Origin of the sequence: Actinomadura sp. 6N118 (assembly GCF_044326415.1) — a bacterium.
Taxonomy (GTDB): domain Bacteria; phylum Actinomycetota; class Actinomycetes; order Streptosporangiales; family Streptosporangiaceae; genus Spirillospora.
The window spans coordinates 11,640-29,887 of sequence record NZ_JBIRAZ010000047.1 but is presented as its reverse complement, the minus strand read 5'-3'; the positions used below and the strand labels follow the sequence as shown (position 1 = coordinate 29,887).

At 69.7% G+C, this 18,248-nt stretch carries 15 protein-coding genes; 8 read left to right on the top strand and 7 right to left on the bottom strand.

What is annotated here, in order from left to right; translation table 11 throughout:
• Positions 1–4: 4 nt before the first annotated feature.
• The gene (locus ACH34W_RS54065; RefSeq protein WP_395969110.1) at positions 5–2,782 is read right to left on the bottom strand and encodes an ATP-binding protein; all 2,778 of its coding nucleotides are present in this window, start codon (positions 2,780–2,782) and stop codon (positions 5–7) included.
• 159 nt (positions 2,783–2,941) lie between these two features.
• On the opposite strand from ACH34W_RS54065, the gene ACH34W_RS54060 reads away from it, so the two are divergent.
• On the top strand, positions 2,942–3,298 hold the full coding sequence (locus tag ACH34W_RS54060; protein WP_395969109.1) for a VOC family protein: 357 nt from the start codon (positions 2,942–2,944) through the stop codon (positions 3,296–3,298).
• Between the two features lie 45 nt (positions 3,299–3,343).
• Positions 3,344–3,955, top strand: a complete 612-nt coding sequence (locus ACH34W_RS54055; protein WP_395969108.1) for a glyoxalase — start codon at positions 3,344–3,346, stop codon at positions 3,953–3,955.
• 334 nt (positions 3,956–4,289) lie between these two features.
• Here the strand turns inward: ACH34W_RS54055 and ACH34W_RS54050 are convergent, their stop codons facing one another.
• Together ACH34W_RS54050 and ACH34W_RS54045 are read right to left on the bottom strand one after the other, a co-directional pair.
• The gene (locus ACH34W_RS54050) at positions 4,290–4,637 is read right to left on the bottom strand and encodes a DoxX family protein (protein ID WP_395969107.1); all 348 of its coding nucleotides are present in this window, start codon (positions 4,635–4,637) and stop codon (positions 4,290–4,292) included.
• Positions 4,638–4,805: 168 nt separating this feature from the next.
• Positions 4,806–5,489: an NAD(P)-dependent oxidoreductase gene (locus ACH34W_RS54045; protein WP_395969106.1), complete on the bottom strand. Its 684-nt coding sequence runs from the start codon at positions 5,487–5,489 to the stop codon at positions 4,806–4,808.
• Between the two features lie 113 nt (positions 5,490–5,602).
• Here ACH34W_RS54045 and ACH34W_RS54040 point away from each other — a divergent pair, with 113 nt between their 5' ends.
• Positions 5,603–6,088, top strand: a complete 486-nt coding sequence (locus ACH34W_RS54040) for a MarR family winged helix-turn-helix transcriptional regulator (RefSeq protein ID WP_395969105.1) — start codon at positions 5,603–5,605, stop codon at positions 6,086–6,088.
• Between the two features lie 229 nt (positions 6,089–6,317).
• Here ACH34W_RS54040 and ACH34W_RS54035 read toward each other — a convergent pair whose 3' ends face one another.
• The 3 genes from ACH34W_RS54035 to ACH34W_RS54025 form a co-directional block, all read right to left on the bottom strand.
• Positions 6,318–7,046, bottom strand: coding sequence for a nitroreductase family deazaflavin-dependent oxidoreductase (locus ACH34W_RS54035; protein WP_395969104.1), 729 nt, complete (start codon positions 7,044–7,046; stop codon positions 6,318–6,320).
• A gap of 73 nt (positions 7,047–7,119) precedes the next feature.
• On the bottom strand, positions 7,120–8,673 hold the full coding sequence (locus tag ACH34W_RS54030; protein WP_395969103.1) for an MFS transporter: 1,554 nt from the start codon (positions 8,671–8,673) through the stop codon (positions 7,120–7,122).
• A 44-nt stretch (positions 8,674–8,717) separates the two neighbouring features.
• The gene (locus ACH34W_RS54025) at positions 8,718–9,617 is read right to left on the bottom strand and encodes a polysaccharide deacetylase family protein (protein ID WP_395969102.1); all 900 of its coding nucleotides are present in this window, start codon (positions 9,615–9,617) and stop codon (positions 8,718–8,720) included.
• A gap of 112 nt (positions 9,618–9,729) precedes the next feature.
• Here ACH34W_RS54025 and ACH34W_RS54020 point away from each other — a divergent pair, with 112 nt between their 5' ends.
• From ACH34W_RS54020 to ACH34W_RS54000, 5 genes are all read left to right on the top strand, one after another.
• Positions 9,730–10,713 (top strand): LysR family transcriptional regulator, encoded by a 984-nt coding sequence (locus ACH34W_RS54020; RefSeq protein WP_395969101.1) that lies wholly within the window; start codon positions 9,730–9,732, stop codon positions 10,711–10,713.
• A gap of 374 nt (positions 10,714–11,087) precedes the next feature.
• On the top strand, positions 11,088–12,107 hold the full coding sequence (locus ACH34W_RS54015) for a trypsin-like serine peptidase (protein WP_395969100.1): 1,020 nt from the start codon (positions 11,088–11,090) through the stop codon (positions 12,105–12,107).
• A 528-nt stretch (positions 12,108–12,635) separates the two neighbouring features.
• Positions 12,636–13,133, top strand: coding sequence for a SigE family RNA polymerase sigma factor (locus tag ACH34W_RS54010; RefSeq protein ID WP_395969099.1), 498 nt, complete (start codon positions 12,636–12,638; stop codon positions 13,131–13,133).
• A 23-nt stretch (positions 13,134–13,156) separates the two neighbouring features.
• A complete protein-coding gene (locus ACH34W_RS54005) occupies positions 13,157–14,107 on the top strand; it encodes a CU044_5270 family protein (protein ID WP_395969098.1) in 951 nt (316 codons plus the stop codon).
• Complete coding sequence (locus ACH34W_RS54000; protein ID WP_395969097.1) at positions 14,104–15,339, top strand: hypothetical protein; 1,236 nt, start codon at positions 14,104–14,106, stop codon at positions 15,337–15,339. Before ACH34W_RS54005 ends, ACH34W_RS54000 begins: the two co-directional genes overlap by 4 nt.
• A 129-nt stretch (positions 15,340–15,468) precedes the next feature.
• On the opposite strand, the gene ACH34W_RS53995 is transcribed toward ACH34W_RS54000, so the two are convergent.
• On the bottom strand, positions 15,469–18,021 hold the full coding sequence (locus ACH34W_RS53995; RefSeq protein ID WP_395969096.1) for a TPR end-of-group domain-containing protein: 2,553 nt from the start codon (positions 18,019–18,021) through the stop codon (positions 15,469–15,471).
• Between the last annotated feature and the right edge of the window lie 227 nt (positions 18,022–18,248).

Genomic DNA, 18,248 nt, shown 5'->3' with positions numbered 1-18,248 from the left:
GGCGCTACCGGGCGGCTGTGGGGGCGAGGCCGAGGCCGGCGAGCGCGGCCTCGCCGGCGGCGGCGTGATCGCCCCCGGCCAGCACCAGCGTGCGGGCGGACTGGTAGTGGCAGCCGGCCGCGTCGAAGGCCTCCGTCGTGGCGAGGATCCGCTCCTGGTCATTGTCGAGCAGCGCTTCGGCCCGTTCCACGATGGCACCGGCGACCGGGTTTCCGGCCGTGATGGTTCGAGCCTCGGTCAGGCGGTCGCGGGCGTCGGGACTCCCGGCGAGCACGGTGGCCTCCGCGCGAAGCGCCACGTACCAGTGGAGCCAGATCCACGTGACCCACTTCCAGACTTCGCCGGGCTCAGGAGCCATCCGTTCCAGCGCCTCCGTCGCCCGCCCATGGTGGAGCAGGAGCGTCGCGTCGAAGACCGCCCCGTAGCCATAGGTGCGCTCCGGTGAGGTACCGAACTGGTCCAGGACCGCGCCCCATTCGCGCTGGGCGTCGTGGTCTTCGCGCAGGCTGTGGATCATCAGCACTGCGGCCACCGCCGGGCCGAGGGCCGATCTGGCCGGGCTGCCGGCCCGCCGCCACGCGTCGAGGAACCGGATGCTGCCGGTGAGCACCTGGTTGACGTTGCCCGACAACGCGTCGGCGACCAGCAGCCAGCTGATGGCGCGGTGCCCGACCTCGGCCAGCAACGGATGATCCGCGAGTTGTCGTCCCCACCGGCGGGCCCCAGGCAGGTCGCCGGTTCCGAGGCTGGCCTCGGTGGCCTCACCGAGCGCCTCGATCAGCTCGTGGGTGGCGGCCGGCGTTTCCGGTTTGGCCGCCAGCAACGTGATCCGGCGTCGGGCCGTGGCGGCGGCGGCGAAGCTGTCACCGGCCCAGCTCAGCGCGCCGGTCAGCACATCGAGCGCGGCGGATTCGGCGAGTGGATCACCCGTACGGTGGGTCAGTTCGACGGCACGTTCGGCGCGCGCGATCGTCTCTGGCACGGAGTCGTCGGGTTGGCCCTGAGCGGCGCCGACCGCGTCGAGGAGGGCACGCCCGGCCTCGGCCAACGCCACCGCGGCCTGTGCCGCCAGGTCATCGCCGGCCAGTTCCCGCGCCTGGGTGATGAGCGCGGCGGTCTCCTCCGGTGGCAGCTTCCGCACGAACTTGCTCGAGAACCGGCACGCGGTGGTGGCGATGGTCGCCAAGTCACAGGCCGCGCCAGCGGTGTCCCCAGCCTGGCGGGCGGCTTCCGCGGCCGCGCTGTGCAGGCGGTGCATGTCATCGCCACGCATCCGGCAGCCGGCCACGGCGGCGGCCTGCCGGAGCATCGACGCGGTGACGGCGGGGTTGTCGGCGAACGCGGCGGCCTGCTCATAGCGCTGCTGGGACTCGCCGATCAGGTGACGGGTGAAGGTCAGCTCCGCCAGGCGCCTGGCGAGGCGGTACGCGTCCGTGCGCTGTTCGGGCTGGTCGGCCGCCCATGCCAGGGCGGCGCGCAGATCGTCGGCCACCGCGCCGAACCGGGCGCGCCAGTCCTCCCGTACCACCGCCAGGCCGTCGGCCTTGGCCAGGCACCAGCGAACGTGGCGGGAGCGGGCGTCGACCAGCTCACCGGTCTCGGCCAGCCGCTCCGTCCCGTACTGGCGGATGGTCTCCAGCGCCCGGTACCTGGTCCCGCTCGGGGACACCGTCACCACCAGCAGGCTCTGTTCGGCGAGCCGTGCCAGCCCCTCGGCGACGATGCCTTCCTCAGACCCGGCGACCTCCGCCGCAGCGGCGGCGGTGAACGGCGCCACAAACACCGACACCTGGCGCAGCAACGCCCGGTCGGCCGGCTCCAGCAGGGCATGGCTCCAGTCCAGCGCGCCCCGCACCGAGCGATGCCGGTCATCGGCACGAGAGCCACCGGTCAGCATCCGCAGCGGATGGGACAGAGCGGCGGTGATGCCGTCCAGCCCGAGCGTGGGATACCGGGCGGCGGCCAGCTCGATTGCCAGCGCCATCCCATCCAGTCGCTCACAGATCGAGGCGATCTGGTCGCGCAGCGGAGGATCCACCGGCCAGCCGACCGCCGCCGCTCGCTCCATGAACAACGCGACCGCGTCCGACTCAAGTGACAGCGGCGCGACCTGATACACCCGTTCGAACGGCACCATCAGCCGTGCCCGGCTGGTCGCCAGCACCCTCACCCCCGGGCATGTCACCAGCAGCCGCTCGAGAAACAGCGCCACCCCGTCCACCACTTGCTCGCAGTTGTCCAGCACCAGCAGCGCCTGACGGTCGGCCAGCGCGGCGACCACGGACTCGGTCATGTCGCGGCCGGGCTGCTCACCGAGGCCGAGCGCACCGGCGACCGCGGTGGCGATCATGCCCGGATCGGTGACCGGGACCAGGTCGACGAACCACACGCCGTCGGCGTACTCGCCGACCGCCTCCGCGGCCACCGCCAGCGCGAGCCGGGTCTTGCCCACTCCACCGGGGCCGACCGCCGTCACCTGACGGTGTGCCTTGATCATCTCGGTCAGCTCGGCCCGCTCGTTCACCCGGCCGATGAACGAGGTCAGCGGGGCCGGCAGAACCGCTGCTGGACGGGACGGGCCGGCGCCGACCGGCTCGGGCGCACGCTGGGCGAGCGCCCGCCGATCAGGCACCTCCAGCTTGCGCAGCAGCGAGGAGACGTGACTCTCCACGGTACGCACCGAGATGTACAGCCGGGCCGCGATCTCGGCGTTGCTGAGATGGGCCCCGACCAGTTCCAGCACCTCGGCTTCACGAGGCGAGATGTCGACTCCTGTCACCACCGCCCCAGTTTGCCGCATCCCATCCGCTCCCCCATCGATCCGTGGCGTCGATCAGTGGCCGATTCCGTGGTCGCCACGGATGTTGACTGCCCACGCCGGGAGCAAAGCTTTGAACACGCACTCAGCGGGTCAATGCGACTCACGACTACAGGAGTGACCATGACTGGCTCTTCTCCCCCCGGAATCAAGACCCTTCTGCATCCCGTGTCCGACCTGGCCAAGGCCAAGGCGGTGTACGCGGCCCTGCTCGGCATCCCGCCGCAGACCGACTCGCCCTATTACGTCGGCTTCGAGGTCGAGGGCCAGCACATCGGGCTGGTGCCGGGCGGTGGACCGCAGGGCATGACCTCGCCGGTGGCCTTCTGGCACGTACCGGACATCGAGGCGAAGCTGGCCGAGGTGACCGCCGCGGGAGCCACCGTGAAGGAAGCCGCGCACGAAGTCGGCGGCGGCCGCATTGTCGCCACCGTCATCGACCCCGATGGCAATGTCCTCGGTCTCCTGCAAGACCGCTGAACGCGCCGCCCAGCCGACGAACCCACCTCGTTCAAAGGATCTGCCATGACCACTTTCGAATCCGTCACCTTGGAAGTTCCCGACCCCACCGCCGCGAACGCCTTCTACAAGGCCTTCGGTTTGGACTCGTACGTGAACGTCCGCGCCTCGGATGCGACAACGACCGGCTTCCGCGGGTTCGCGCTGTCACTCGTGGTGTCCCAGCCGGGCAACGTCGACGCCTTCATCGCCACCGCCCTCGACGCCGCCGCCACGACGCTGAAGCCGGCCACGAAGGGATTCTGGGGCTACGGCGGAGCCGTACGCGCCCCGGACGGGACGGTCTGCAAGATCGCGACCTCGAAGAAGAAGGACACCGGCCCTGCCGCCCAGCAGATCGATCAGGTCGCGCTCCTGTTGGGAGTGGCGGACGTCAAAGCCAGCAAGCGGTTCTACGTCGACCGCGGCCTGGCCGTGGCGAAGAGCTTCGGCGGCAAGTACGTCGAGTTCGCCACCCCGTCATCAACCGTCACACTGGCGCTCTACCCGCGTCGTGCGCTCGCCAAGGACACCGGCGTCTCCCAGGAGGGCAGCGGATCACACCGGATCGTGATCGGCAGCGATGCCGGGCCCTTCACCGACCCCGACGGCTTCGTGTGGGAGACCGCTTCCGCCTGAGGCAGCCAGGCCGCGCGCGTGACGCTGATCGTCAGCCTGAGGCGGGCCGCGCGGGCTGGATGCTGATCGTCAACCTGCGACCAGGTCCATGCGGAGGAACCGGCGGGATGGAGCGGGTCGGGTTGCCGGCCGCCAAAGGCCTACCTCGTGGCGCTGTGGGTTGCGGGTGTGGCGTGGCAAACCCCGCCTGCGGCGTCGAATGGGCAGGGCCGGAAGGCGGTGTTTCAGGTGGTGGTGAGGGCTAGGGTCAAGGTGGCGACTGCCAGGAGGAGGAACGGGTATTGCAACCCGAATGACAGGTTCGGATGATTCGGTGGAGGCCGCGGCGTGCCTTTCAGAGGACGGCGGCGCTGAGGCCGAGCGCGGCCGCGGCTACCAAGAGGTAGGCGGTTGGGAAGCTGTACTGGTGAAAGCGCGCTCGGATGTGGGCGATGAACGCGCCGAAGTAGAACAGGACGAGGCCGGTGGCGGCGGCGATGCCGATCCAGGGCACGAAGAAGCCGACCACGAGGCCGGCCACGCCGGCGGCCTTGAGCGCCGCCAGGGTGGGCAGCAGCGACTCGGGGACGTTGGCCTTGGCCATCTGGCTGAGGACCTTCGGGTAGCGGATGAAGTCACAGGTGGCGGAGAAGGTGTTCACGGCGATGGCCAGGACGACGGCAATGACATAGGCGGTGTACACGGGGGCTCCTTCAGTTCGTGACGCGGATGTCGGTTGGCGATGCCGATGGCTTGGTTGATCGTGTTGGGCTGGTCGAGGTCTCGAGCATGTGGTGGGCGATGTGGGCGCGTGCTGATTGCATGTGGTGGCTTGGGCCGTTGTCCGGCCGGGCTGCCAGCTGGGCGGGCTTCAGTAGGCGATGGTGACGATCTTGCCGACGGCCTGGTGCTGGTCGATGAGCTTGAGCATGAAGTGGGCGGCATCGGCTTGGCCGATGCGGAAGGCGGCGCGCAGGTTGTGCCCGTAGGCGGTGCGGTAGGTGCCGGTCTGTGGTTTGTCGACGATCAGTGGCACCCGCATGGCGGTCCAGTCCAGGCCGCAGCCCTGGAGGAAGTCCTCCATCATCGCGACGTCGACGAAGTGTTGGCCGAGCACGTGCTTGGCGAGCGGAGTGGTGAGGTATTGCATGACGGGGCCTGCGCCCGGCTCGCGTTTGGGCGGGTTCGGGCGGCCGGGTGTGGGGACGGTCGAGACGCCGACGCCGCTGACGACGATCAGGCGGTGCACATCGGTCGTCTTCATCGCGGCCACGATGGCCCGGGTTCCCGAGGAGACGATGCCGTGTTCGGCCTTCTTGCGCGGACCCAGACCCGATAGCACGGCGTCGGCTCCGTCGACCGCGGTCTTCAGCGTCACTAGGTCGGGTTTACTCAGGTCGGCGGTGACGATGCGTGCGTTCGGGGCGGTGTGCGCGTCCGCGTGGAGCTTGCCCGGAGTCCGGGCGACCGCTGTGACGTGGTGCCCGGCGGCGATGGCTTGCGTGAGGAGATGCTGTCCGATGCGTCCGGTCGGCCCGACGATCGTGAGCTTCATTGGGACTTGCCTTTTCTTGATGTCGGCGTGCCGGTTGGGGCGATCACACCCACATCTAATGCGGATGTCGTATAATTCGAGTACCGTAACATCTAATACGAAAGTCGTGCAATATGAGTTCCGAACAAGAGGCGAGGCGTGGGCGTCGCCAGCGGATCCGCGCGGTCAAAGAGGCGCTGCGCGACCTGAACCTCCAGCTCGCGTTGCTCAGTCGCCGGTTCGGTACGCAGGTCGACCTCAAGGACGTCGACTGGAACTGCCTGGACCTGCTCACCCGGCACGGGCCCCTCAGTCCCACCGCACTGGCGCACACGGCCGGGCTGCGCCCCGCCACCATGACCGGCATCCTCGACCGGCTCCAGCGTGACGGCTGGATCGTCCGCGAACGCGACCCCGACAACCCCGACCGCCGCGCCGTCATCGTGCGGGCGCGCCGCGAACGCAACGCCGAGCTCTACCGCCTCTACGCGGGCATGAACACCGAGATGGACCAGCTCTGCGCCGATTACACCGACACCGAACTCGAACTCATCGCAAGCTTCCTCCGCCGCACCACAGCAGCCGGGCGCCACGCCACCGACCAACTCGCCGACGGCTGATTCGGCCCAGGACGTCTGCCACCGAGCCCAGGTTGCGCTGGTTCGCGCGAGTCACGGCGAAGCGTCCGGGCCCTCCGCCGCAGCTGCCCCACCGGCAACGGCTGTGCGGCGGCGCCCCGGGCCTGACGGACTCTGTCGCCCCGGCATCGCGGCCGGCGCCGGAGGTGCTACGCCGACCGGATCGCCGCCGCCACAGGGGCACAGCGCGACGGCGATACCGGCGATCAAGTCACACCTGGACCCGTTCCAGGACTACTACGGGGATGATCCGCCGGGTCTGCGCCTCGTAGCGGTGGTACACCGGCGCCTGACGCGTCATCAACTGCCACAACGCGTCCCGCTCGCTGCCCTCCGCCGTTCGGGCGTGGGCGGTGAACTTCTCGCCGAGGATCTGCACGCGCACGACCGGGTCGGCGACAATGTTGAGGTACCACGAGGGGTGCGTGTGCGTGATGGCCGCGCCGGACGCGACCAAGATGTAGCGGCCGTCGTCCTCGGCGAAGAACAGTCCGGTACGTATCAGTCGGCCGGACTTTCGCCCGCGTGTGGTCAGTACGAGGTTGGTCATCCCGCCTTCCAGATAACCGTCACGGCCATCGGTCGCCAGGTAGCGGCGGACGTGTTCGGCGACCGAGTGGTCGGGACTGTCGTGGACGTCTGGTTCTGGCGAGTTCGTCGGTGGCATGGCTGAGGCCTCTTCTTCACATTCGTCTTCGTCGTGGATCCGCGGGCGCGCCGCAGGTGGGATGGCCGTTCGGGCGGAGCTGCCGGGGCAGGGGCGGTGATCGTGGTGGCCACGTTGTCGTACGCCTTGGGCGAAGTAGCCGGCCAGCGCGGGCCCGTCGTTGTGCCCGGCACTAACAGGCCTGGTATTTCGGGGCCGGTCGTTCGCGGAGACGATCTCGTGTGACGTGAGGTCCGGGCGTTCCGGCTCGGCGAGGTCGCCAGCGAACTGCACAGTTCACCTTCCGCTCATGCGCCACAGCCTGCGCCACGTCGTCCTGGGCGATGTGGCGCAGGCTGGAAGCTCGTTAGGCTGCCGCGAGTTCTTCCTGTTTCGAGGCTTCGGTCGTGGGTGCGGAGGTGTCGGCTGCTGGTATGTGGCGGAGCAGGGTGATGGCGAGGACTGCCGCGAGGGCGGTGAGGAGTGCGGCCCCGGCGGCGGCGGCGTTGAGGCCCTGGGTGAACGCGTCGCGGGCTTGGTCGACCAGCGCGGTGGCCTGCTGCGGGGGCAGTGTTTCCGCGGCGGCCAGGGCGTCGGGCAGGGTTTCGGCTGATGTGGCGGGGGCGTCGTCGGGCATCTGTGATCGGTAGACGGCCGCGCCGAGGCTGCCCAGCACGGCGATGCCGAGGGATACACCCAGGTCGCTGGCGGTGGTGTTGACCGCGGACGCCGCGCCGGCCTTGTCCGGCGGGGCGGACCCGATCACCAGGTTGGTGGCCAGCGCCATGGTCGGGGCGATGCCCGGATAGAGCAGGTAGAAGCCGGTGATCAGCAAGGGTAGCCCGGCCGCTTCGACCTGGGTCAGGACGAGGTACCCGGCAACCGAGAGCGCGGCCCCGGAGGCCACCACGTATGCGGGGCGGACTCGGCGGGCGATCTTTGGTGCGGCCATGGACACCGCGACCAGCGCGAGCGCGGCGGGCAGGATCCACAGGCCGGACTCCAGCGGCGACAGCCCGGCGACCAGTTGCAGGTACTGGGTGAACAACAGGTAGACGCCGCCGAGGGCGATCGCGGAGAGGAGGAAGACGGCGAGCGCTCCGCTGAAGGTGCGGTAGGCGAACAGCCGTACGTCCAGCAGTGGCGTCGCCAGGCGGAGCTGGCGACGGACGAACACCACGGCCAGCAGCACGCCGGCCAAGGCGGTCAGGACCGCTGTGGCGGTGAGCCCGTGCTTGGCGAATTCCTTGATGCCGTACACGATCGGCAGCAGCGCGGCCATCGACAACATCACGCTGGGCACGTCGAGCGTACCCGCGTCGTCGGTGCGGTGCTCGGGGACCAAGATCGGAGCGGCGATCAGCAGCAGCGCCATCGTCGGCACCCCGACCAGGAGCGCCGAACCCCACCAGAACGACTCCAGCAACATTCCGCCGACCAGCGGTCCGATCGCCACGCCGACCGAGACCGACGCCGCCCACAGCCCGATCGCGGTGCCGCGTTGCCGTCCATCGCGGAACATGGTGCTGATCAGTGACAGCGTGGAGGGCATCACCGCCGCGGCCCCGACGCCCATCGCGGCGCGTGCCGCGATGAGTGTGGCCGCGTCCGGCGCGAACGCGGCCACGGCGGAGGCGGCGCCGAACGCCGCGGCGCCGAACAGCAGGACCGTGCGCCGACCGATGCGGTCCCCCGCGGTCCCCATGGCGACCAGCAGTCCGGCCATCACCAGGCCGTACACATCGTTGATCCACAGTAGTTGCCCGCTGCTGGGCTTCAGGTCGGCGGCGATTTGGGGAGTGGCGAGAAACAACACTGTCATGGACAGGAACAACACGGTCGTCGGGAGCAACAGCACGGACAGGCCGAGCCACTCCCGTGCCCCGGCACGGGGTGCGGCGGCGGTTGGGCGCGTGGGCATATCACAACTCCAGGGTTGGCGGAGATCGGCCAAGGGCCGGTCTGTCAGGCGACGAGGCGGGCGTAGTGCTCGGCGATGTCGTCGCTGGTGGTCAGCCAGGCGTCGGGCTGCGCGGTGAGATAGGCCAGCGCCTGGTCCAGGTACTTCGCTCGGAACGGCTGGCCGATCGCGAACGGGTGCAGGGCCAGGGCCATGACCCGCCCGCCGCCGGACGCGGCGTCGGCGCGCAGTTGCTCGTACTGGTCCTTGACAATCTGCACGAACTGCGGCCCGGTGACCCCCTGTCCCAAGAGACCCAGGTCGTTGAGCTCGACCGTGTACGGGACGCTGAGCATCCCGGGCACGTTCAACGCGTACGGCTGGTCGTCGTTGGTCCAGTCCAGGACGTAGGTCGCACCGAGTTCCGCCAGCAGCGCCGGCGTGTCGAACGTCTCGGTCAGCCCCGGACCCATCCACCCGCGCGGTCGGTGGCCGGTCGCCGCGGCGATCGTGTCGAGGACGTCGGCGAGGACGGCCCGCTCGTCGTCGCAGGTCATGCCGGTGTGCAGGACCGAGTTGGTGCGCCCGTGCGCCAGCCAGGCCCAGTCGCGTTCCAGACCCGCTTTGATGATCTGCGGGTAGTGGTGGACCACCTCGGAGTTGAGCAGCGCGCTGGCCCGGATCCGGTGTCGGTCCAGGATGTCGAGAATGCGCCAGACGCCGACGCGAGGGCCGTAGTCGCGCCAGCCGTAGTTGAGCGGGTCGGGCACCAAGCCTGCGGTGTTGGGCCAGATGCTGGTGGACGGGCGGTCGATCCGGAAGTGCTCGATGTTCAGGCCGATATAGACAGCGACCTTCGCGCGGCGCGGCCAGGAAAGAGGGGGACGCTCGACGATCGGGCTGTAGCCGAACGGTTGGCCGTCTGGCTTCCGGGCGGACTCGTGGAGATGGTCATGGGATGGCATGCGTCCACTCTTGAGGACGAGACACAGGACAACGAGGCCGGATCGCTCTACGATCAGTGAGCGGAATTCACCGATGAGGTCAGGGCGAGACCGAAGGGCGGGTACGGCGATCATGGAACGTCATGAGATCGAGGCGTTCCTCGTCCTGGCGGAGGAACTCCACTTCGGGCGCACCACCGAACGCCTCGGCTTGGCCCAGGGGCGGGTGAGCCAGATCATCAAGAAGCTCGAACGCCGCCTGGGCGTGCAGCTGTTCGACCGCACGAGCCGTCGGGTCGAGCTGACGGCCACCGGGCGGCGTCTCCACGACGATCTGGCGCCGGCGTACCGCCAGATCCTGGAAGGGATCGCTCGGGCCAAGGCTGTCGGCAAAGGGGTGATTGGCACGCTGCGCGTCGGCTTCTCGTCCCAGTGGGCCAGCGACATCCTGCTCAAGACCGCCGAGGAGTTTCGCCGCGACTACCCGGACTGCGCGGTCGAGACCCAGGAGGTGCAACTCGCCGATACGTTCGGCCCATTGCGCGCGGGGTCCTTGAACCTGCAGCTCACCGAGTTCCCCGTCGACGAACCCGACCTGGTCGCCGGGCCCGTGATCTTCTCCGAGCCGCGCGCGCTCCTGGTGGCCGAGAGCCACCCGTTCGCCCGGCGTGGATCGGTCTGCACCGAGGATCTCGCGCGCACCCCGCTGATCGTCATGTCGGGCAGCAGCCCGCAGTACTGGCGCGACAACATCTATCCTCATGCAACTCCCCAGGGCCGCCCGATCACCCACGGCCTCACCGCGACCTACTGGGGCGAAGTACTCTCCCTCGTCGCATCCGGGCTGGGCGTATCCCCCGCCGCGCTGCGCGCCGCCCGATACCACGCCCGCCCCGGCCTCACCTTCGTGCCGTTCACCGACGCCCCGCCCCTGGAGTACGGCTTGATCTGGCGGCGCGACGGCTGCACGGCACGAGTGCGTGCCTTCGTCGAAACCCTCGTGCGGATTGCTGCCGCCCGCCCGGTTGAAGACCACGCGGTAGCGACGCCGCAGCGAACCCGCGCTGAATCGGTGTCAGCACTGCGATCCACACGGCCCGTGGCAGGGGCTCACTGACCCTCCTTGGGAAGGACCCGCCCGCGGCGGCATGACGACCGCGCCCGTGCGCACGTCGACCGTGTGGACGACGGAAACGTGCGCAGACCCGCGATCGTATTGCTTCGACCGCCACCGGCACGGAGATCGGGACATCACGGTTCCTGGCTCTGCTCGTTCGTCATCACGCATAGCTGGTCGCTCCTCACAACCGGATGACGCAGGACAACACGTCACGGGGTTGCGGGATTACTTAGGGCACATTTGCCCGGGGCGGAGAAATTCTGGCCCCAAGAGATCATCTTCGGGACGGGCCTCGTTTACCAAGATCGTGATTCTCTTTCTCCCGACCAACCCGCGATGATCTTTGTCTTCCGAGATGAGGACCCACCTTGATGACTCGACGCGGCACCGTCCTGCTCGCGATGGCCGTGGCCGCCCCGCTCACCGCGGCCCCCGCCCACGCGCTCGACGCCACCGATCCTTGGGCCGCCATCACCGGCACCCAGGGCGCGATATCGGCCTACTCCTCCGTCGAGGTCGAGGCGTACTGGACACCCGAACGCATGGCCGCCGCAATTCCGGTCGAGCCCCCCGCGCCGACGGCGGACGACAGCCCTGCACCTCCGAGCACGAGCGGCGAAAGCGGCGACGGCTTCATCCCAGCGGCGGTCACCCCTCAGGCCACACCGGGGACGATGGCGCTTGACTACTTCGCCGCCTCCAAACTCTGGTCGGGTCACGGCAAGATGCCCGCCAGCACGATCGGCAAGCTCTTTTACACCAACAACGGCACCGGCTACTCCTGCTCGGCCGCAGTGATCAACTCGTCCAACCGCAACACGATCTGGACGGCTGGCCACTGCGTCAGCAGCGGCAGCAAGCGCTGGTACACCAACTTCGCGTTCGTGCCCGACTACCACGACGGACAGCGGCCTCACGGCACGTGGACGGGCAAGAGCTGGTCGGTGCCGAACGGCTACCACGACGGCAAGAAGCACCGCTACGACATGGCCGCCATCGCGCTGAACACCTCAGGCGGCCGCAAGGTCGGCGACGTGGTCGGCTACCAGGGTTACCGGTTCGGCGAGGCTCACAACGAGACGACCTTTCACGACGTCCGGGCGTTCGGCTACCCGTCGAAGACCCATCCGCCCCGCGACGGCATCAGCAGCCAGAAGCTGAGGTTCTGCGTCGGCGCAGCCACGCCGGACGCCCTCTACCGGCGGATCGGCTGCGACATGGGCGCGGGCTCCAGCGGTGGGCCATGGATCACCGGCATGCCCCTCTCCCGCGGCTGGGGCTACATCGTCGGTCATCAGGGCTGGAACGAAGGCACCGGCGTCGCCCGGGAGTGGAGCCCCACCCTCGGAACAGCCGCCATCAACGTCCGTAACGCCGTCCACCGAGACTGACCGTCACCCGAACCAACCGCCACGCCGGCCCAGGGCCCGGGGAGGTTTGCCCCAGGCCCCGGCCCCGGGGCCTCGCCGGCGGGCGCTTCAACCGGGCCGGCTGTGGCGAGTTCGTCACGGCTGGACGCTGCACCAGCTTCGCCACTCCGCGCTGCAGCACCTTGGCGACCGCCGGACGCACCGCCGCCGATACCCAAGCCAAGTCCCGCCACGCCCACCGGGCCAGCCTCGGCGCCTACGTCCGCCTCGGCGAACAGACCTCAGCCAATGTCACTGCCGACGCCGACCCTGCAGCCCGACGCCGAACACGCTGACCGAAGCCGAACGTGCTGACCGAAGCCGAACGTGCTGACCGACCGCGTCGGCACTACCGCCTAATCCTGTCCGATCCTCCTCGAAGGCCCTTGTCCCAGGTCGGCAGCCGTGACTCAGCGAACCCTCCTTTGCGTTCATTTGTTGTGTGACGTGATGGGCCTGTCGCGGCGTCTGAGGTGTAGGAGAGCGAACGACGACGTTTTGGGAAGGCCGATGGTCAAGGAACCGGATGGGTTTCAAGAGTTCGCCGTTGCGCGAGGTCCCGGCCTTTTCCGCACCGCGTGGCTGCTGTGCGGCGACTGGCATCTGGCGGAAGACCTGGTGCAGACGACGTTCGGCAAGCTGTACGCGTCCTGGCGGAAGGTGCAGCGCGCGGACAGCCCCGAGGCGTACGCGCGGACGGTGTTGACGCGCACCTATCTGTCCCACATGCGCAAGCGCAGCAGCCAGGAGGCACCCAGCGAACGGCTGCCGGACGCGGCCGGGGCCGAAGCCGACCAGGCACTGAGGGTCACGCTGCTGACCGCGCTGGCGAAGTTGCAGCCCCAGGACCGCGCCGTGCTGATCCTCCGCTACTGGGACGACCAGAGCGTGGCCGAGGTGGCGAGGGCGATGCGGCTGAGCAGCGGGGCTGTCCGCAATCGGAGCATGCGTGCGATGGACCGGCTCCGCGAGGTGCTCGGGGACGAACTGGTGCTGCTCGCGCGATGACGAAGAGAACTGAGGGAACGAACATGGAAATGGAACTGGCCGAGGCACTGCGCCGGACGGCCGAGTCGGTCGCCCCCCAGGTCGCGGATCTGGTGGACGGGGGCGTGCGGCAGGGGCGGCGGCGGGTGCGGCGGCGCAGGGTGGCCACCGTGTCGGCGGTGACCGCGGTCACCGTCGCAGCCTCCGTGATGACCGGGCTGGGCATGGCGGGAGGCGACGGCGGCCTGGGCGCGACGGATCCGTCCAGGCTGCGGCTGGCGAGCGCGACGCAGGTGCTGGAGCGGGCGGCCGAGAAGGCGCAGGCCCGGCCCGAGACGCGCCCGCGTCCCGACCAGTGGGCATACGCGAAGACCCTGGAGCAAGGGGTCGCGACCGAACACGGCGAGCGGCCCGTGACCGAGGAGACCTGGACCCGGATCGACGGTACGCAGGACGCGTCGTTCAAGGACGGGAAGCTGGCCGTGCACCGGCAACCAGAACAGGTGGCGGCGTCCGCGAGCCGCCGGTACGCGCGCCTCGGGACGCTCCCCACCGACCCCGGCGCGCTCCGCGCGGTCATCTACAAGGACGTCGACGCCGTCCCACAGCGCGACCGGCAGCGTCCCGACCGCGACGGCGAGGCGTTCCGGACGGCCACCCAGATGCTCTGGGACGCGCCGCTGGGATTTGCGCCCAAGACTCAGGCCGCGCTCTACCGTGTGCTCGCCGGCATTCCAGGCGTGCGCATGGACGCCAAGGTCAAGGACGGCGCGGGCCGTCCCGCCATAGCGATTTCGCGCGGGTTCGGTGACCAGTTCCTCCTCGATCCCGCCACGTACCAGATGGTGGGGCAGCGGACCGTCAGCAACGGACGGAACGCACCGCAGTCCAAGAACGGCACCGTCGATCGCCGGTTCGCGGTGCCGCCGGGCACCGTCACCTACTCCCTGACCCTGCTCACCGTGAAGGTCGTGGACAAGGCGGGCCAGCGGTGATCATCTCCAAGCGCAGGACGGTCGTTGCGGGCGGCCTGGCCGCGGCGGCGATCGTGCCCGGGGCGGCTCTCATGTCCGGGGCGCCCACCACCTCCGCCGCGCCGGCCGCCGCCCACTCGTCCGTATGGCGTCCCCACCAGACGCCCGTGCAGGGGGACGCGACCCTCACGAGCGTCGCGGCGACGGGCAGGGACAACGCATGGGCCGCAGGGTTCACGGTCCCCGACACCGGCCCCGACACCGAATCGGCCCGCCGCTCGGCACGCATGCCGCTGCGTGCTGAGATGCGCAAGTCGCTGAGCGCGGAGGAGTGCTGGTCCGCCGACAGCTTCCCCTCGCTCATGCTGCGCTGGGACGGCCGCACCTGGCGGAACATCGCCGTACCCCGCCTGGGCAGGATCAACTCTGTCAGCGCAACGCGACGGAACGACGCGTGGGCCGCCGCGGACTGTGGCCTCTCGCGCTGGAACGGCCAAACGTGGGCTGCCGCGCCTCATGCCGCCGTCCCCGGCGCGCAACAGACCGCAGTCGGGGCCGTCGCCTCGTCCGGACCCGAGAACACCTGGCTGGTCGGAGACTTCTTCAGCGGCACGCAGTTCGGCTCGTTCGTCCAGCGGTGGGATGGGCGACGCTGGACGAACATTCCATTGCCCGCTCTGGGCAACGACTTCACGCTGTACAAGCTCGACGTCCGCGGGCCCGGCGACGTCTGGGCCGTGGGAGTGGACTACAGCGGCCAAGACCAGCACCCCGAACGCCTGATCCTGCTCCACTGGAACGGCCGCGTTTGGAAGCGGCTGGCGGAACCGGCCTCCGGCCAGTGGACCAAGCGGACCACCTCGGTACGGATCCTCGCCTCCGACGACGTCTGGGTGACCGGCTGGACCAAGCTCCGTCCCGACGGCGACGAACCCCGCCGTCCGCTCGCGTTGCACTGGGACGGCCGCGCCTGGACCACCGCCGCCCTCCCGGACGGACAGGGCGAACTGTCGGGCCTGACCCGCTGGAACGGCGGGCTGCTGGCCGTGGGCGACACCTTCTCCCCCGCGTCGCCGTCCTACGGGATGTACGCGCTGCACTGGACCGGCAAGCGGTGGACCCGCGACACCGTACCCGCTCAGGGCACCGGAACGCTCTCGTCGGTGACCGCCATCCCCGGTGGCGGTGTTTGGACGGTCGGCAGCGTCGGCGAAGACCCGCACCCGCGCCCGTTCATCGCCCGCAGACAGTAAAGCCCGAGCCCCCGTTCAACCTGCGGAAACCGCAGCGACGCGCGGGTGCCAGACGACACGCGCCGCAGCCCTACCGTTGACGCTGGCCGGACCGGTGCGAGCGATCGCGCCGGGTGCGGCTGGCCTTTGTCAGTACTGGCCGATGTAGTGCTGGACGCGTTCTCCCTTGGGAAGACGCTGTGCCCACTGGGCGACTGTGCTCGGGGATGGGGAGCCGGAGAGGACGGCCATCGCCAGGCCGGGCAGTGTGATGTCTCGCCGCCACAGCTCCAGCCACTGCTCGTACGACATCGACAGGTATCGCAAACGGTCAATCCGGCCCAGCGCAGCCAGGTCTAGCGCCTGCGCTCCGCCCAGATCCAGCGTGTGGAGCCGGGGAGCGGTGACCAACGGTTCGAGGTCGACCGCGTGATGCACGCGCACGGTCACCGCGCGCAGCGTCGGATGGCCCGCGAGCGGCGACAGGTCTACGGCCTCCATGTCCAGGAGGGTCAGTGCCTCGACGGGTGTGTCCCGCAGCGGGCTGAGGTCGGCCGACCGGCACTCGGCCAGCTTCATCTGCAGCAACCGGGTGCCGCGGACGGCTTCGAGGTCGATGTCACCCCCGCCCGTCACACCCAGAACCTGGGTGTTCACGCTGGGATTCACTGCGTCGCGGTCGCCCCAGAGAGTGGCCTCGCCAGGTTCGTTCTCGCGCTCCCGCTCGTAGGACATTTCGCCCAGATCGATCCTCAGATCGCCGTCCTCGTGCACCCAGTCGCCCCGGTCGAGCGCCTCGACGTGGCGGCGGAGCAGCGAGGTGACCGAGTCGGCGACGTAGGCGGGGTGGCTCCGCCGCAGGCCGATCCGGATGACCTGGCCGGGCCGCCCGCCCGGCCCGGGGTCCATGTCGACGGCGAGGTAGTCGTTGTTGCCGGCGTCGGCGAACGGAATCCAGCCGGCCCGGTCGAGCGAGCGCCGGACCGACCAGGGCGGGCCTGGGTCCAGGATGGTGCTCCACGGGCGGGTGTCGGGCAGCACGCCGTCCATCCAGTAGTGGTCGCCGCCCATGTGAAGGAAGGACAGATCCGACGCGGAGAACCACTCGTAGCCGTTGTCGATGAGCCCGGCGTCGCCGTCGCCGTCCGCCACCTCGTAGAGGGCGCGCAGGTCGGCAGGGAGCGAGTGGCCCAGGTCGGCGAACTCCTCCTCGCGATCCTCCGCCGGCGGGGGCAGTTCCTCGGGGCGGCCGAGGATCGCCTCGCGGCGCTGGAGGTAGGTGCCCAGCAGCCGGACGGCCTCGTCGGGATCGCCCGCCTGGGTCGCATCGGCGGGTCCTTCCTGATCATTGCCGGGGTCGTTCGGCAGTGCCTCCTCGTCGAGGACGAAGGCCGCACCCGAATCCTTGTCCAGGCCGAAGGAGGCCTCAAACCAGCCCGAGGCGTGCACGGCCATCCTGATCACCCCTGCCCGGCCATGCGTGGAGGGCAGCCCTTTGTGGAGGACATCGAACGGGAGGGCGCTGTGATCTTTGGTGCCGTCGGCCAGTATGAAACTGCCGCTTCCGCCCCAGCCGCTTCCCCAGTCGCTAATGCTCCAGTCGAGAGCGAGCTCGGCTCGGCGCCAGCCGTCCGGGGCTTGAGCGGCGACCTTCGCCGCGAACCGCTGCAGCACGCCGGTGGCCTGGGGATCCTGCTCGTTCTCGTCTGCCCGGGGACGGGTCAGCCGCTGGAAGCCTTCATGGCCGCGCAGGCCGTCGAGGTCAGGGTCGCTGAGGATCTCCTCGGTGATGCACGGGTCGAGGCGGATCGCCTCGGCGAGATCGTCGAGCGCGGCGTCATCGTCCCCGAGCAAAGTCCGAACGTAGCCACGGTAGTAGCGCACCTCGGCGTCAGGGTGGAGGGACGCGGCCTGGTCGAGCACCCGCAGCGCGTCGTCGAGATGTCCGGACTTGGCGAGCCTCAGCCCTCGTGTCAGCCAGCCGGCCAGGAACGCGGGGTCCTCCCGAGTGGCGCGCTCCCAGTCCACCGGCCGGATGCTCCCCAGGAGACAGATCGCCGGGCCCGCCATGCCGCCGTCAGCGGCCCGTTCCAGAGCCTCGGCGGCCTTCGCCGGATCGGCCTCCATGAGCAGCCAGCCCCTCCACAGCTCGGCGAGCCCGGGCTCCGCCCCGGCGGCCAGCGCCCGGTCGAACGCCTCAAGCGCCACATGCAGCAACCTCGCATCCAGCGCGGAGAACGCGACGTCCAGCCAGCGATCGGGTGACCCGTCCGCGGCGGCGACCGCCGCGCCGAGGGGACCCGCCGGGCGGCGCGGCATTCCCTCCACTATGAGCCCGACGGGCCGCAACGACCGCTCCCTGAACACCGCCGCATGGACCATCAGCGGCTTCAGAACGTTCCTGACGAAGCTCCTGCCCGCCGATGCCGCAGCGAGGAAGTCGAGCACGACGGCCGTCCGGTCCGCACGGTCGAGCACCATGCCCTCCGGATCGGTGAATCCGAGCACGTCGACGATGTAGACGTCCTCGTCCGTCTCGAAGATCAGCCCTTCCGCGATGTCACCTTCGCACCGTCCGGCCTTCGTGGGCCCGTAAACGCAACGCCAGCGCGTCCCGTCCGGCCAGACGCGCTCCATCGTCCCGTCCGCGCACGGTTCCCAGCCCGCCGCCGCCAGCAATTCGCGCACCCTCGCGTCCGTCATGACGCCCATTATGGACATCAAGATCACGCATGGGTGCGGGATGCCGAACGGCGGGGACGCGACACCGGGGAGCTGCCGCGGCCGGCCTTTCGAAGGCCGGCGGCCAGGCACGGGTTCCAAACGACCCCAACCTCGCAAGGCCGGGGGCCGCGTTCGCGCCCCGACGGGGAAGTGTCAGAACGGCGTGCGATGCCTGCCGACATAGCGCCGGTCGGCCCGCCGGTCGG

Excerpts from the sequence above, each read along its gene's own strand:
- ACH34W_RS54060 (WP_395969109.1), top strand. The coding sequence starts at position 2,942 with ATGACTGGCTCTTCTCCCCCCGGAATCAAGACCCTTCTGCATCCCGTG.
- ACH34W_RS54055 (WP_395969108.1), top strand. The coding sequence starts at position 3,344 with ATGACCACTTTCGAATCCGTCACCTTGGAAGTTCCCGACCCCACCGCC.
- ACH34W_RS54045 (WP_395969106.1), bottom strand. The coding sequence starts at position 5,489 with ATGAAGCTCACGATCGTCGGGCCGACCGGACGCATCGGACAGCATCTC.
- ACH34W_RS54040 (WP_395969105.1), top strand. The coding sequence starts at position 5,603 with ATGAGTTCCGAACAAGAGGCGAGGCGTGGGCGTCGCCAGCGGATCCGC.
- ACH34W_RS54030 (WP_395969103.1), bottom strand. The coding sequence starts at position 8,673 with ATGCCCACGCGCCCAACCGCCGCCGCACCCCGTGCCGGGGCACGGGAG.
- ACH34W_RS54025 (WP_395969102.1), bottom strand. The coding sequence starts at position 9,617 with ATGCCATCCCATGACCATCTCCACGAGTCCGCCCGGAAGCCAGACGGC.
- ACH34W_RS54020 (WP_395969101.1), top strand. The coding sequence starts at position 9,730 with ATGGAACGTCATGAGATCGAGGCGTTCCTCGTCCTGGCGGAGGAACTC.
- ACH34W_RS54015 (WP_395969100.1), top strand. The coding sequence starts at position 11,088 with ATGACTCGACGCGGCACCGTCCTGCTCGCGATGGCCGTGGCCGCCCCG.
- ACH34W_RS54010 (WP_395969099.1), top strand. The coding sequence starts at position 12,636 with ATGGTCAAGGAACCGGATGGGTTTCAAGAGTTCGCCGTTGCGCGAGGT.
- ACH34W_RS54005 (WP_395969098.1), top strand. The coding sequence starts at position 13,157 with ATGGAAATGGAACTGGCCGAGGCACTGCGCCGGACGGCCGAGTCGGTC.
- ACH34W_RS53995 (WP_395969096.1), bottom strand. The coding sequence starts at position 18,021 with ATGACGGACGCGAGGGTGCGCGAATTGCTGGCGGCGGCGGGCTGGGAA.